Source organism: Serratia sp. KH_031 (assembly GCF_057839655.1).
In genome coordinates this window covers 3,311,251-3,326,058 of the sequence record NZ_CM174496.1, presented here as the reverse complement: position 1 = coordinate 3,326,058, position 14,808 = coordinate 3,311,251, and the positions used below count along the sequence as shown (strand labels likewise).

Here is a 14,808-nt window from a genome sequence, read left to right as displayed (position 1 = left end):
GCAAACTGCCGATACGTTTTTCGCCTGAGATAACAATATGAAATGGCTTTGTTTAGTAGGGATGTTGTCCGGTTTGTCTATTGGCCCTGTGTTTGCGCAGGAAGCGACCCTAGTACAAGGAACTAATATTCAGCAGCGTGATGCTTTTGTTTCTAACTTGATGAAACAGATGACGCTAGAAGAGAAAATCGGCCAGCTACGTTTGATTAGCGTCGGGCCAGATAATCCGAAAGAAGCGATCCGCGAAGGGATCAAAAAGGGGCAAATTGGCGCCATCTTCAATACTGTTACCCGTCCAGATATTCGCGTGATGCAAGATCAGGCGATGCAACTCAGTCGTCTGAAAATCCCTCTTTTCTTTGCTTATGACGTGATTCATGGGCAACGCACGATCTTCCCCATCAGCTTAGGTCTAGCGGCGAGCTTTGATATGGAAGCTATTGCCCTCAGTGGGCGTGTTGCGGCGCAGGAAGCTAGCGACGATGGCCTGAATATGACCTTCGCGCCAATGGTTGATATCACCCGCGATCCACGTTGGGGTAGGGTATCAGAAGGTTTCGGTGAGGATACTTGGCTAGTGTCGAAAATCGCCAAAGTGATGATCGATGCTTATCAAGATGGCGATCCATCTAAACCCGGCTCGATCATGGCCAGTGTGAAACACTTCGCGCTGTACGGTGCGGTGGAAGGCGGGCGCGACTATAACAGCGTCGATATGAGCCCACTCAAGATGTATCAGGATTACTTGCCGCCGTACAAAGCGGCGGTGGATGCGGGCAGTGGTGGGGTGATGGTGTCGCTCAATACTATCAATAGCATTCCTGCAACGGCTAACCCGTGGCTACTGAAAGACCTGCTGCGCAGTCAGTGGGGCTTTGATGGCATTACCATTAGCGACCACGGTGCTATCAAGGAGTTGATTAAGCATGGCGTAGCCGAAGATGCCCGTGATGCGGTGCGATTGGCGATCACCTCTGGCGTCGATATGAGTATGAGCGACGAGTATTACGATCAGTATCTGCCGGGGTTGGTGAAGGACGGTTTGGTATCGGAAACAGATATCGATCGTGCTTGCCGTGATGTTCTCAATACTAAATACGAAATGGGGCTGTTTAAAGATCCATATGTACATTTGGGGCCTGTGGGCTCCGATCCGCAAGATACTAACGCCGAAAGCCGCCTACACCGCGCCGAAACGCGTGTCATTGCGCGTAAAACGATGGTACTGCTGAAAAACGATAATCAGACTCTACCGTTGCAAAAACAGGACACGATTGCCTTGGTTGGGCCGATGGCCGATAGCCAACGGGATGTGATGGGGAGTTGGTCAGCTGCGGGCGTGGTTAAACAGGCAGTAACAATCCGCGAAGGTTTGCAAAATGCAATTGGTGATAAAGCGAAAATCATTTACGCCAAAGGCGCCAATGTAACGCAAGATAAAAGCATCATTGATTATCTGAACGAGTATGAGCCAGAGGTGGTATTTGATACCCGTTCGCCGCAGCAGATGATTGACGAAGCCGTCAAAGCAGCCAAAGAGTCTGATGTGGTTGTCGCTGTGGTTGGCGAGGCGCGCGGCATGTCGCACGAGGCCTCCAGCCGTGCCGACATTACCATTCCGCAGAGCCAGCGTGATTTGATCAAAGCTTTGAAGGCAACGGGGAAGCCGTTGGTACTGGTGCTGACCAATGGTCGACCGTTAGCGTTGGAATGGGAAAGCCAGCAGGCTGATGCGATGTTGGAAACTTGGTACAGCGGTACCGAGGGCGGTAATGCTATCGCTGATGTGTTGTTCGGGGATTACAACCCATCAGGCAAACTGCCGATGACCTTCCCGCGTTCAGTTGGACAGATCCCGATGTATTACAATCACCTGAATACCGGGCGCCCGTTAAATAAAGAGAATCCGGGCAAGTACTCGTCACGTTACTTTGATTCGCCAAACGGTCCACTTTATCCATTTGGTTATGGCCTGAGTTACACCACATTCAGCCTGTCGGACTTAAAGCTTTCTAGTCCAACGATGGCGCGGAATGGCAACATTACCGCCAGCGTGATGCTGAAAAATACCGGTAAATATGATGGTGCTACCGTGGTGCAGTTGTATGTGCAGGACGTTGCGGCTTCGATTAGCCGCCCGGTGAAAGAGCTGCGTAATTTCCAGAAAGTGACGTTGCGTGCTGGGCAGGAACAACGCGTGGAATTACCAATTACAGAGGACGATCTCAAGTTCTATAACGCCAATCTGAAATGGGCCGCAGAACCGGGTAAGTTTAATGTATTTGTTGGCTTAGACTCGGAAAACGTGCAAGAACAAAGCTTTAACTTGCAGTAATAAATAGTTAACCTGCCAGCTTAATGACTTATTAAGTTGGCAGGTTATTAAAATGCTAGTTCTTCAACAACGCCAATAGTTGCGCTTCGCTTTTATCTGCCAGACCATCAATCGCTAATTTAATAATGTCCGAACGGGTGATCCGCACCACACCGTTGCGCGCTGCCTGCATAATCATTTCATCAATCATTTCGATATGGCTGTCGGTCAAGCTCACCGAAATCGCTTTATAGGTGCGTTTACGCCCTGGCGATTTGGCTTCGGGAACTGGCGTTAGTAAGGTATGAGAAGTGGCGCTATTGATAAATTCATCTTCTGACATTCGGTGTGTCGGAGTCCGCTTTTTCATAGGATCACCTCTTTTACTAAGCTCTCGATCTCATGCTGGGCTTTTTCGTTATTCGCTTCATGCACGGTAATCGCTTCACCCCAAGCATCACGATAAATTTTGCGATCGCACAGGCGGTGATTGACCAAGGTTAACTCAGGGTATTCAGCCAACACGCTGGCGGCTTCGTTAGCCTCGTTGATGAAAATATTGGTCGGGCACATATTGAGTACGATGTAGCCTTTGACCTTCTCGTTATATTCTTGCGCAGTAGAAAACATCTCGGATAGATAACCGATGGTATCAAGATCCATCTGCGAAGGACGAAGAGGAGAGAGGAACAAGTCGGCAGCCAACAGACCCGAACGTAATTCAGCGCTGTCACGACCCGCGGTATCGACAATCACATAGTCGTAATGGCGATCCAGCTCCAGCAAGGTTTCTTTGATTTTCCCAGAGGCGGCAACCACTGGAATGTGCGGTAAGCCTTCAACATTTTGCCGATCGTTATACCAAGTCATGATCGACTTTTGGTCATCGGCATCGACAATGATTGCCGTTTTTCCTTGTTTGAGAATCAAGTAACCGGCGATATTGACCGCCTTGGTTGATTTCCCTACGCCACCTTTTTGCGAACCAATCAGAACAATCATGTAGCTATCTCTTAAGTTACCAAGCTAATAACTTACTAAGTAAATAGCTTGCTGGGTTATTAATTAAATAGTTTATTAACAACAGTCTGAGGACAATATGCCTCAAGCTTGGGAGCTTGCCAAGATGTTATGTTGCTAACTTAGCGGCTTATTTTGCTGGTAACTTATTAAGTGAGTAAGTAGGAATGTTCTGGGAAGTGATTGAGTTAGTAGGATTTATTTAATTAATAACTTATTAAGTTATCTAGCTAAGGGCATCGTAAAAGATACCCTTACTGACAATTTACTTTTTCATCATCGCTTTAAGATCAGCGAACGGGTTATGTGTTGCCACACCAACATCCTTTTGCGCATCGTCACCAGCGACCAGTGTTGAACCGTATTGATCGGCTTCGGTATATTTAGAATGCTCGTGATCGTGACAATACAGACACAGCATTTCCCAGTTACTGCCATCTTCTGGGTTGTTGCTGTGGTCATGATCGATATGGTGCACCGTCAGTTCGCGCAGATTGGAGTAAACAAATTCCCGTGAGCAACGCCCACAGACCCACGGGAACAGTTTTAGTGCTTTTTCACGGTAGCCAACTTCCAGCTTCGCGTAGTTTTTTGGGATATATGCCATGGTCGTTTCCAGTGTAAGGAGTTGCGATCATGATAAGCGCGGATGCAACGCCGCGCTACTTAAAAGCCTCTAAAGCCCAATCAATAAACACTCGCAACTTAGTGCTCAGGTGGCGGTTCGAAGGGTAAACCACATACATTTGCTCTGCTGGAGGCTGCCAGTTATCCAACAGACTGACTAACTCGCCATTATCCAAATGGGGCTGCGCCATAAAACGTAGCGTTTGGATCAGACCCAAACCGGCCAATGCTGCGGCTAAATGGGCGTTGCTTTCATTGACACTGACGTGATAGCGAGACTGAATATCAATCGCTTTGCCCTTATCGACAAAACGTAGCGGCTGTATACGGTCATTCAATGCATTACGGTAATGAGTTACCGGGAAGTTTAATTCCTCTAACTCGCAAGGATGATTGGGTATGCCATAACGTTCTAGATAAGCTGGAGTTGCGCAGGTCACCCATTGCAGTTCAAACAGCCGCCGGGCGATCAGGCTGGAATCTGCCAATGGACCACTACGAATGACGCAGTCTGCGCTGTCGTTGATTAAATCAATCAGGCGATCGCCAACGCCTAAATCAATCTGAATTTGCGGGTAACGGGCGATAAAATCAGGCAATACGGGTAACAAAATTTGCCGAGCCGTTGAACCGCCAACATCAATCCGCAGGACGCCCTGCGGTGTACTTTGTGATTCGGCCATGCAACCTTCCACCTGCTCCAATTCTGCTAACCATTTCACCGTGCGTTGGTAATAACACTCACCCTCGGAAGTGACGGCGACGCTACGGGTGGTTCGTTGAAACAGCTTGGTTTGCAAATGATCTTCCAGGCTTTGGACCAGCTTAGTGACCGTCGCTTTCGGCATTCGTAACGAATCGGCAGCGCGAGTAAAGCCGCCAGTTTCGACGACGCGGTGAAAAACGCGAATGGCGAGCAGATGATGATCCATAAGTATTACCAAAGATAAAATCCCCGGCTCAAACCGGGGATTTATAGATATGAATTATGATTGTTTAGCGCCAATCATGCCGGAGCGCAAGGACAAACCAAATACCAGTGCTGCAGAAAGCGTTAAAGCACCGCCGAACAGCATTGCGCTACTGACACCTTGCCAATCTACCACTTCACCGCCTAGCAGAGCGCCAGAAGCCAAAGCGATTTGAATCACACACACCAACAATGCCTGCCCAGCTTCTGGCGCTTGTGGTACGGCGGCAAACATCCAGTTAGTAGCACACACCGGAACGGCGCCAAACGCCAGCCCCCAAACTAGCACCATCAGCGTGGCTCCCGCGATGCCGCTCAAGAGTGGCGAAATAATGAGAATCGCGGCCAGCATCGCAGTGATCAAAATGAAGGTGGCGCGTAAACTTTGTGCCGCTAAACGTTCACCGACGAAAGTCCCTAACAGACCAACCGCCCCGTAAGCGAGCAGTTGCAGTGAAATGGCTGAAGGACTGAGGATAAACACCTGTTGCAGCAACGGTCGCAAATAGGTGTAGGCGGCGAAATGTCCAATGAACAGTAAGACGATCGCGATCAGTCCAATACGTGCCATTGGCAAACGCAGCGGTAATAGCAGATCGCGCGGAGTGACGGCACGGCTTGGTGGCACAGCGCTGAGCAAACGTAATTGAGCCAGCAACACGATGATCGCCAGTGCGGCGCTACCGAAGAAGGCGGCGCGCCAACCAAACAGATCGCCAATCAACGCACCAGCCGGTACGCCACATACGGCACCGACTGAAATACCGCTAAGAATCAATGCAGTAGCGCGTCCTTGGCTGGCTTCTGGCACTAAATGACGTCCATAGTTGGTCGCGAACGACCAGAAACCGCCGACGCTAATGCCTAATAACACGCGTCCCAATAGCATCATCGGGAAATTAACCGCGAATGCGGAGACCAAATTGGAAACAATCAATACCAGTGAAAGTGCCAGCATTAATAAGCGTCGATCGAGACGCCCAGACGCCAGACTAAGCACCGGAGCCGCCACCGCAGCGACGATGCCAGGCATTGTCACCATCAGTCCGGCGGTGCCGGTGCTGACATGAAGGGAAGGGGCGATGTTAGTGAGCAGGCCGATCGGTAGAAACTCGGTTGTCACCATGACAAAGCAGGCGACCGTTAGCGAGAAGATCGCCAGCCACGGTGATGATGCAGGTTTATCTTTATTATTCAGCATAGTACCGCTCGTCTCAGATGTATTGTGTCAATCGTACCCGTTCGGCACGCGTGATGGAGATCACAATTTACGCAGCTGCGAACGGCAGATAAATCCGTTTTCCGTAGTTACACTGTTTCTGAGGGGGAATAATCGCGGGAGGCCGATGAATAGTGCGGGTGTGGCAGTAACTCCTTATTCTGTATATAGATAGAACAAAATTGCTCTGGACAGTATGGGGAAAGGGAACTAGCGCTTGGGGGGCTTGGGTGTTAGTCGAACGATTAACGCTAATAAATAAGTTAAATACATAGTAAGATACTCTCTATCATTATGATTAATAGATATTAATTTATAAGTCGGCTAACCAATGGCTGAGGAAAGAGAGTATGCGAGTTTTTGGCGAAATTAATGACGTATTGCCCGGTCAAATTTTTGCGAACCGTATGGAGCTGGCTCAATCAGGCATTCATCCCCCAAATCAGGCTGGGATCAGCGGCTCTGCATCAGAAGGTGCTGACTCGATCGTGTTGTCTGGTGGGTATGTAGACGATGTGGATTATGGTCATGAGATTATCTACACCGGAGCTGGGGGGCGAGACGGTAACACCGGTCAACAGATTGCCGATCAGACATTAACGAAACAGAATCTCGCATTAGCTCAAAGCAAAATATTAGGGCTACCGGTTCGAGTTACACGTAGTGCAAAACATAAAAGCCAATATTCTCCGAAAGAAGGTTATCAGTACGCGGGTTTATTTTATATCGATGACTTTTGGCATGAGAAAGGAAAGGCAGGTTTTACTATTTATCGTTTCAGGTTGATATCTATTCCTGTCCTGAAGAATGAATCTCAAGCAGAAGATAAAGCACCGCCGTACGGTGAAACTAAACGTCAAGAAATTACGGTTCAACGCATTGTTCGAGACACGGTAATCGCCAAGAAAGTCAAAGAAATCCATCAATATCAATGCCAAGTCTGTGGTGTTGCTTTGGCTACGGCAGCAGGGCTGTACGCTGAAGCGGCTCATATCAAGCCGTTGGGTAAACCCCATAATGGCCCGGATATTGAAAGTAATATTATTTGTTTATGCCCTAATCATCATGTTTTATTCGATAACGGTGGTTTTACTATTAATGATGATATGTCATTAGAAGGGATTGTTGGTTATTTGAATATTAATAAAAATCATTTCGTTGATCCTTATTTTATTAATTACCACCGAACGCATTATAAAAAGTGATTATACCCAAAAATAATTGGAGTTGCATCGAGGCGGCAACGCAGCGAGCCCCCAGGTGCTTACTCCAGTAAGTGACTGGGATGAGTGAGGAGAGCCAACAAAGATGCAGCTTCAAGTATGAAGGGTATAGAGGTTTGAACCAAGTTTGCTTGCAATGCCCTGTCTAAACAGGGCACTGAATCACTCTTCATTCCTCGCCATCAACTGTCGTTGATGTTCTTCGCTAGCGGCTTGGATCTCTTCTAGCACTGAACCGACATCAGCGCGTTTGCTGCTTTCGACGAATTTACCCGTCAGTGCGGTTTCTGGCGTCAAATCACCGGCTTGATAATGTGCCCAGATCTCTTTGGCATATTGGCTACCGAGCAATTGCGGGGCAAATTGGCCGTAGTAGTGCGTCATGTTGTTAATATCACGCTCGAACATGCTTTTAGCGTGATTGTTGGCGGCGGCATCGACAACCTGCGGTAAGTCGATAATCACTGGGCCATTCTTGTCCATCAGCACGTTGAATTCGGATAAGTCTCCGTGGACTAATCCGGCACATAACATCCGCACGGCATAGTTCATCATCAATGCGTGATCGCCCAACGCCTGTTGTTCTGTCAGGGTAATGTCGCTCAAACGCGGGGCAACTAACCCTTCTTCATCGGTGATCAGCTCCATCAGTAATACGCCATCCAGACAGATGTCCGGTTGTGGCACGCGCACGCCAGCTTTGGCCAGTAGATAGAGGGCATCCACCTCAGTATTTTGCCAAGCATCTTCTTGCTGCTGACGGCCGAACTTCGTGCCTTTATTCATAGCGCGAGCATCGCGGCTGTTGCGGGTCTTGCGACCTTCCTGATAATGCACAGCCTGCTTGAAATTACGTTTCTCTGCTTCTTTGTAAACCTTGGCGCAGCGGATTTCGTCGCCGCAGCGCACGATAAATACGTCGGCTTCTTTGCCGCTTTTCAAACGGCGAATAACGTCGTCGATTAACCCATCATCTACTAATGGTTGGAGTCGTTTTGGAATCTTCATGCGGCCTTGTACCCTATTTCGGCTCCATTGTGAATCCCCTTCATACTTCAAGCTGCCTCTTTGTTGGCTCTCCTCGCTCACCCGAATCACTTACTGGCGTAAGCTCATCGGGATTCACTGCGTTGCCGCCTCGATGCACCTCGAATTATTTTGGGTATTAGAGGGATGAGAAACAGTATACCTATCAGGATAGAACATCGGAAAAGAAAAAAGGCAGCCAAAACGGCTGCCTGAGAGTTTTAGCGTTCGCTGCCGTATTTTGGCGAACGTGGGCCATACAAAATGCCATCAGGACGGCCTGCGGCCAGTAAGCGGGTATTGGCAACCGCACCAATATCAAAGCCTTTGTCGCTGATGGTATTCGCGATTTGCGCGACAGCGGCGTTGATCACCATCGATAACAGACCAAAGTTGCTGTTGTCGCGGTTTTCATTGCTGGAGGCGGTAGCGCTGCCTGCCCACAATTGTTTGCCGGTACGCAGATCAACCAGCTTAGCGTTGACGGTGACGCGGGTTTCACTGTCGATCACGATGTAACTGGTGCCGTATTGAGTGACATCCAGGTAGAGCACCGCATCCGCGCCAAAGATTTGGTGCAGTTTCTGGGTGCTGACGTTACGGATGTCATTAGCATGAGTCAGACCATTTTGTTGGAAGGTTTCTTCCACTAACGCGACAGGTAACACATAGTAACCAGATTCGGCCAACGGCAGGGTTGCGGTGGACAGCACGCTATGGCTGGCTTTGACATCTGGTGAACTGTTGGTCGGCGGCAGTACCAGAATAGATTTCGGCTTGCTTTCATGGAATGCCGCGTAATCGTATGGTGCCTTCTTGGCACAGCCTGTCAGCAGCAACACCACTACTGCGCTAAATAAACCTAATGCACGTTTCATTTAAAACTCCCTTTATCCTTGCTCAGCAAGAAATCCATAAACGGTGCTGATTCAGGGAACAATCGCTTCTCGGTATTAAACTCCTCGAAGGCTTGCTCCGTGCGACCGGTTTTGGCATACAGCAGGCCAAGGTGGGCGTGCAGACCTGGGGGAACGGCGAGGTCTTTAGCGCGAGATTTTTCGATGATCTCTTTCAATTGAGCGATCTGTTGTTCCGCGCTGGAGCTATCTTGCTGATAATACTGGTATACCGTAGCTTGGTAACCATCCCAGTTGTAGAGGGGTTTTTGCGTGGCACAGCCAGCCAGCAGGGTTGCTGCCAGCAGCACCCCACTTATTTTTTTAGTTATCATGTTTTGTTTCTAATCCGTTAGTTAGCAGGGCGCCATGCGCCGCTTTCGATACCAGCGACCAAGTTATTCACCGCTTCACGTACTGCGAGATCCAACACTTTACCGTTCAAGGTGGAATCGTAGCTGGCGGTGCCACCAAAACCGATGACTTCACGATTAGATAAGGTGTATTCGCCTGCGCCCTGAGTGGAGTACACCACTTCGGAGGTTTGTACGTTGACGATATTCAGGTTGACCTTGGCGTAAGCAATCTGGGATTTACCGCGACCCAAAATGCCCCACAATTGTTGATCGCCTACTTCTTTGCGGCCAAACTCGGTGACATCGCCAGTAATGACATAGTTAGCGCCTTTTAGCGTTTGCTGTTGGCCTTTGATGCTGGCTTCGGTTTTCAACTCATCCATATTGGCGCGGTCCAGCACGTTGAAACGGCCAGTCTGCTGTAAATGGGTAATGAGGATGGTTTTGGTCTGATTACCCAGACGATCAACACCATCAGAGAAAATACCGTTCATGTAGTTGGAGCGGTTATCAAACTTGCCAACAGCGATTGGGCTGCGAGGCCCTTGATAGGCGGTTTGATAAGAAGCGACTTTAGGGACTTCGACTGAGCGAGATGACTCGGTTGCACAACCCGCCAACAGGCTGACGGAAAGGGCGATAGAGCCGACCACGAGGGATTTTTTCTTCAAAATCTGATCTCTCCATGATTAGAAATGACAACGAATAAACGCGATGGCACGCTCATAATTTGAGTCAGCGCAGGCATCTATTGACGTTTAGTGAGGAATATTCTTAACAAGAACACTCTCGCCGCACATCCTAACAAAAAAGAATCTGATTTATTAGAGGAATAGATCTATGAAAGGGCTGCAAATACAAAAGGCGACCGAAGTCGCCTTGTCACTATCACGGATTCAACGATTACTTATAGATAATCGCGGTACCGTGCAGTTTGTTATCACCTGCGGTTGAGATGATTTGGAAGGATTTCGCCCCAGCTTGCTCGGCTTTCTCTGCCAGACCATTCTCTAGACTGGTCAGGTCGGAAGCACCACTAAAGGTGATCACCCCTGATTTTTGCAAATCAGCAGGTTGGTTACTCACCAATTCGGCAGCGAAGCTACCAAAAGAGAGAGAAGCAAGAGTCAGAGCCGCGATGGTCATTTTCAGGTTTTTCATAGTCTTATTTCCTATTGATTTCTTTTCTAAGTTTTTGTCTGTTCTGTAAATTAATTAACGATCAGTAAATTATCACTATCTATCGGTTATTTATAAATTACTGCGGTGCCGTGTAGTTGGTTATCACCACTGGTACCAATGATGCGAAACGATTTTGCACCGGCTTCGTCGGCTTTAGCGGCCAAACGATTTTCTAAAGTGGTCAGATCGGATGCGCCACTGACGTTAATTACGCCTACTTTTTGTTGATTTACCGGTTGGTTGTTAACCAATTCTGCAGCGAAACTGGCAGAAGATACGGTGGCTAGCATGATGGCAGCAAGAGCAATTTTTAAGTTTTTCATGATATTAATTCCTATCCGAGAGTATTGAATTTAGGTTTTTAATGTTGGTCTCTAGAATTAACTAGCGATCGATAACTAAATGCTAATCCCTTCTCGACGAGAGCGCAATATTTTTTTATAATGATCGTTAATTTAATTTGGCAGCCCTGATGTGGGGCGGGATAAGAGAGGGTCTATGAGTATCAATGAAGAGGTATGCGCGAAGAAAACGCGTGGCAGACCGAAGCAGTTTGATCGCGATCAGGCACTTGACCGCGCACTCGATCTGTTTTGGCAACACGGCTACGAATCCACCTCATTGTCGGATTTGGTTGAAGTAACCGGAGCCAAAGCACCGACGCTGTATGCTGAATTTGGTAACAAAGAAGGGATGTTCCGAGCAGCGGTAGAACGCTATCTGACTAAATACACCGCTTGTACCAATCAATTGTTGGAGCAGGATTTACCGGTGGCGGAAATTGTTGAAGCCTATGTAGGGGCTTTCGCCAAGACGTTTACCGATCCTGAACGGCCATCCGGTTGTTTTATGGCGTGCGCTTCTGCGGCCTTGTCCTCATCGTCTGACGACGTCGCGGAGATGCTGCGTAAAAAACACCAAGTACAAGAAGCTAACCTGAAAGCCTGTTTTGATCGCAAAGTGCAGCAAGGGGAGCTATTGGGGAAAACCGATACCGCGCTGTTGGCTAAATACCTGATGTGTACCTTGGGCGGTATGTCTGGGCAGGCGCGTGAAGGAGCCAGCCGTGAAGATTTGTTGCGGCTGTTAGATACCTTGATGATGGTATGGCCACGTTTAAGTCAGGTTGGGAACAGGGTTTAAGACATTTAATACCCGGTCTGCACGGTGCTGGCCGGGTTGTGTGATTAACGTTTATTGAGTTTCATATGCAGCAACGGGAACGGGTTGCCTTGGCCGTCTAGCTCTGATCGTCCCGTCACGACAAAACCATAACGGCAATAAAAATCATGGGCTTGCGGGTTTTGTTCGTTCACATCCAATTGTAATTCGTCATATAACGCCTCTACATGGGCGAGCAGCGCTTTACCTACGCCTTTGCCACGTTTGTCGGCATCAATAAACAACATTTCCACTTTTTTACCGTGAAGCCCGATAAAACCACAGGTGTGACCGGGTTTGTCTTCTGCCACCCAAACTTCCACATTAGGCAGGTAATCGTTGGCAACCAGTGGGCGCAAATCGGTAATTTGTTGCTCAGTGAGGAAATGGTGGGTGGCACTGACTGAACGGTGCCAAATCTCTGCGAGTTGCGCATTATCTTCTTCAGCGCGTTTTCTGATCGTAATCATGATATTTTCCATTTTATGAATCAACTGCCAAGCGCATGGGTAGTGAGCATGACTAAAGTATAAGTGATTGTTTCAAAGATATGCACTCACCACAAAGGCACTTATTATTATCCTTGAAGTACAATTAATTTTATCGGTCACCATTTTTGAGACTACGACGGATGCTCACGGCGGTTAATGCGTTTTACACTTGGCACAGAGACTTTTAGCGCGCAGCATTTTTCTGCGCCGTGACCCTATTGAGGCGATATGAATCCATCTTATGTACTTGCTGAAGTCAGCAATGAGAACCAAACGCTGGTCGCGGTGGTTCAGCAAGATAACCGAGCGGCTTATTTTTATATTTACCCGGCAGAAACTTATAGCGAGCGTTTCAACGTACGCGCTTGTTGGTTGCGTAATTTAGCTGCGGCACCTTTGCAGGACGATCGAGCATCAATGGAGCAAGGTTTGCCCCCCATGCTAGCGGCTGAATATTGCCGTAATTTGGAAGGGGAAGCGCCGCTGAATGCCGACGGATTGCAGGTTATCTGGAACGAAAGCGACGACGGTGCGGCATTGTGGTACTACGGTCAGTTACTGGCGGTGATCCCCGGTTGGAGCCTATACATCGACCATTCGGTTTGTTATTCCGCCAGTTGTATCAAAGAGAATCCGTTGGCTTACCCGTTGGGTTCTGCTTCGACCAACACGCAATACGCGTTGGCGGAAAGTACCCGTCAATTCTGGCGCACTTGGCAGCGTGAAGAGGGCAATCCATGGCCGAAAATCCAGAGTGATTTTCAGGCGCGTTATGAGCAGCATTTTGGCTCTTCGGTGAAGTATTACGCGATCGATCAGGGCAAATGGCCGCCGATGGCGATCACCCAGCATGAGCGAGATGGGATCTACTATTTCCTGACGATGGGCATGAGTATCCGTCCGATGCCATGGGTGGAGATCTTGTTTAACGACGACGCCTCACAGTATCGCCGTATGGAGATGGGTATCGCGATCGACGGGCAATATATGGATGAAGCGAATGCGGTGCAGATGGCTAGCGCACTGGCCGGTTTTGCGCATGTTCCTTGGGCACAGTTGACTTGGATTGGCGAAGGGCACTCCTTGGCTTCCGAAGTCGCTCCAATGGGCTACGAAGGTTACCTGATGTCATCTTCGTTCTATCCGTATAACGAACACTTGGTATTGCCAAAGCAGTATGGCGATCCGGTGAATATTTATTGGGCCAGCCCGATATTCGAAGCAGAACGTGAATTGGCGCAATCGACTTCACAGGGTGGTAGCGATCTGGTCAAAAAATTACGCGAGCAGGGCGTTGATCATATCTTCCGTCCGCGTCAGGCAGTCTGCTGATTATTCAATGATTCTTGATTACTGGCAGCTTCGCCTGCCAGCCTATCTTCACCAACCCGCCATAAAACCATCATCTCAACGTCATAAAACTAACTGTAAATAGGTGCCCATAGAATCAGCCAATATATTTAGGAAAACCTATGGCTCAGGCACTGTTAAAACTGGCAACTCCCGATTATCCCGGGCAGCAGCAACTGGCATTACGCAAAGTCTTATCGGTGAAAGGGTTAGGCAAGGCGTATAAGTCTCAGCAACGGGTGCTGGATGACATTAATTTTGATCTCCACGCCGGTGAGTTCGTCGCGGTGATAGGGCGTTCCGGTGCGGGTAAATCGACGCTGCTGCACACATTGAATGGCACCATTCCTTCAACCTGTGGTGAAATGCTGCACTTTGCTGATGATGGCGTCGCGCAAAATATTGCCCAACTCTCTACTCAAAAAATGCGTCAATGGCGGACGCGTTGCGGCATGATTTTTCAGGACTTTTGTCTGGTGCCGCGTTTGGATGTGATCACGAACGTCCTGCTAGGTCGCCTGAGCCACACTTCTACGCTGAAATCCTTCTTCAAAGTCTTCGATGATGCAGACCGCGCTCGCGCCATTGAGTTATTGCAGTGGCTGAACATGCTGCCTCATGCGTTGCAACGGGCGGAAAATCTGTCCGGTGGTCAGATGCAACGTGTCGCTATCTGTCGTGCTCTGATGCAGAACCCAGAGATCCTGCTGGCCGATGAGCCAGTGGCTTCGCTCGACCCGAAAAACACCCGCCGCATTATGGATGCGCTGCAAAAAGTCAGCGAAAACGACATCGCGGTGATGGTCAACCTGCACTCGGTCGAATTAGTGAAAGAGTATTGCACGCGGGTGATTGGTATTGCCCACGGGAAAATCGTGTTTGACGGTCATCCATCGTTGTTGAATGACCGAATTTTGCACCAGTTGTATGGCGATGAAGCTAATCAAATCCACTAATTCCGATACCTATAAAG

17 protein-coding genes are annotated in these 14,808 nt (G+C 48.7%); 5 read left to right on the top strand and 12 right to left on the bottom strand.

Features of this window, described 5'->3' with window-relative positions:
• Positions 1-37 precede the first annotated feature (37 nt).
• Positions 38-2,335, top strand: a complete 2,298-nt coding sequence (bglX, locus tag AC3ISQ_RS15095; protein ID WP_489347789.1) for a beta-glucosidase BglX — start codon at positions 38-40, stop codon at positions 2,333-2,335.
• 55 nt (positions 2,336-2,390) lie between these two features.
• Here the strand turns inward: bglX and AC3ISQ_RS15090 are convergent, their stop codons facing one another.
• The 5 genes from AC3ISQ_RS15090 to AC3ISQ_RS15070 form a co-directional block, all read right to left on the bottom strand.
• The gene (locus AC3ISQ_RS15090; RefSeq protein ID WP_489347787.1) at positions 2,391-2,684 is read right to left on the bottom strand and encodes a hypothetical protein; all 294 of its coding nucleotides are present in this window, start codon (positions 2,682-2,684) and stop codon (positions 2,391-2,393) included.
• Positions 2,681-3,316, bottom strand: coding sequence for a division plane positioning ATPase MipZ (locus tag AC3ISQ_RS15085; RefSeq protein WP_489347785.1), 636 nt, complete (start codon positions 3,314-3,316; stop codon positions 2,681-2,683). Before AC3ISQ_RS15085 ends, AC3ISQ_RS15090 begins: the two co-directional genes overlap by 4 nt.
• Before the next feature lie 283 nt (positions 3,317-3,599).
• Positions 3,600-3,941, bottom strand: a complete 342-nt coding sequence (gene yajD / locus AC3ISQ_RS15080) for an HNH nuclease YajD (RefSeq protein WP_489347784.1) — start codon at positions 3,939-3,941, stop codon at positions 3,600-3,602.
• A 55-nt stretch (positions 3,942-3,996) separates the two neighbouring features.
• Positions 3,997-4,893, bottom strand: coding sequence for a LysR family transcriptional regulator (locus AC3ISQ_RS15075; protein WP_489347782.1), 897 nt, complete (start codon positions 4,891-4,893; stop codon positions 3,997-3,999).
• 54 nt (positions 4,894-4,947) lie between these two features.
• Complete coding sequence (locus AC3ISQ_RS15070; protein WP_489347780.1) at positions 4,948-6,132, bottom strand: MFS transporter; 1,185 nt, start codon at positions 6,130-6,132, stop codon at positions 4,948-4,950.
• Positions 6,133-6,500: 368 nt separating this feature from the next.
• Between AC3ISQ_RS15070 and AC3ISQ_RS15065 the strand changes: the two genes are divergently transcribed.
• Complete coding sequence (locus AC3ISQ_RS15065; protein ID WP_489347779.1) at positions 6,501-7,355, top strand: YDG/SRA domain-containing protein; 855 nt, start codon at positions 6,501-6,503, stop codon at positions 7,353-7,355.
• A gap of 180 nt (positions 7,356-7,535) precedes the next feature.
• Here the strand turns inward: AC3ISQ_RS15065 and AC3ISQ_RS15060 are convergent, their stop codons facing one another.
• From AC3ISQ_RS15060 to bhsA (AC3ISQ_RS15035), 6 genes are all read right to left on the bottom strand, one after another.
• On the bottom strand, positions 7,536-8,381 hold the full coding sequence (locus AC3ISQ_RS15060; protein ID WP_489347777.1) for a PA4780 family RIO1-like protein kinase: 846 nt from the start codon (positions 8,379-8,381) through the stop codon (positions 7,536-7,538).
• A gap of 239 nt (positions 8,382-8,620) precedes the next feature.
• Positions 8,621-9,277, bottom strand: coding sequence for a DUF799 domain-containing protein (locus AC3ISQ_RS15055; protein WP_489347775.1), 657 nt, complete (start codon positions 9,275-9,277; stop codon positions 8,621-8,623).
• Positions 9,274-9,630, bottom strand: coding sequence for a DUF4810 domain-containing protein (locus AC3ISQ_RS15050; RefSeq protein WP_489347773.1), 357 nt, complete (start codon positions 9,628-9,630; stop codon positions 9,274-9,276). The genes AC3ISQ_RS15055 and AC3ISQ_RS15050 overlap by 4 nt, the downstream gene beginning before the upstream one ends.
• Positions 9,631-9,647: 17 nt before the next feature.
• The gene (locus AC3ISQ_RS15045) at positions 9,648-10,304 is read right to left on the bottom strand and encodes a CsgG/HfaB family protein (protein WP_489353310.1); all 657 of its coding nucleotides are present in this window, start codon (positions 10,302-10,304) and stop codon (positions 9,648-9,650) included.
• A 250-nt stretch (positions 10,305-10,554) separates the two neighbouring features.
• Positions 10,555-10,812: a multiple stress resistance protein BhsA gene (gene bhsA / locus AC3ISQ_RS15040; protein ID WP_489347771.1), complete on the bottom strand. Its 258-nt coding sequence runs from the start codon at positions 10,810-10,812 to the stop codon at positions 10,555-10,557.
• Between the two features lie 86 nt (positions 10,813-10,898).
• On the bottom strand, positions 10,899-11,156 hold the full coding sequence (gene bhsA, locus AC3ISQ_RS15035) for a multiple stress resistance protein BhsA (protein ID WP_489347769.1): 258 nt from the start codon (positions 11,154-11,156) through the stop codon (positions 10,899-10,901).
• A 175-nt stretch (positions 11,157-11,331) separates the two neighbouring features.
• On the opposite strand from bhsA (AC3ISQ_RS15035), the gene AC3ISQ_RS15030 reads away from it, so the two are divergent.
• Positions 11,332-11,976, top strand: coding sequence for a TetR/AcrR family transcriptional regulator (locus AC3ISQ_RS15030; protein ID WP_489347767.1), 645 nt, complete (start codon positions 11,332-11,334; stop codon positions 11,974-11,976).
• Positions 11,977-12,020: 44 nt separating this feature from the next.
• Here the strand turns inward: AC3ISQ_RS15030 and AC3ISQ_RS15025 are convergent, their stop codons facing one another.
• A complete protein-coding gene (locus AC3ISQ_RS15025; RefSeq protein ID WP_489347765.1) occupies positions 12,021-12,464 on the bottom strand; it encodes an acetyltransferase in 444 nt (147 codons plus the stop codon).
• A gap of 249 nt (positions 12,465-12,713) precedes the next feature.
• Here AC3ISQ_RS15025 and AC3ISQ_RS15020 point away from each other — a divergent pair, with 249 nt between their 5' ends.
• Both AC3ISQ_RS15020 and phnC read left to right on the top strand, forming a co-directional pair.
• Positions 12,714-13,817 (top strand): suppressor of fused domain protein, encoded by a 1,104-nt coding sequence (locus tag AC3ISQ_RS15020; RefSeq protein WP_489347763.1) that lies wholly within the window; start codon positions 12,714-12,716, stop codon positions 13,815-13,817.
• A 140-nt stretch (positions 13,818-13,957) separates the two neighbouring features.
• Entirely contained in the window at positions 13,958-14,791 is an 834-nt protein-coding gene (phnC, locus tag AC3ISQ_RS15015) for a phosphonate ABC transporter ATP-binding protein (protein ID WP_489347761.1), read from the top strand.
• The last annotated feature ends 17 nt before the right edge of the window (positions 14,792-14,808 follow it).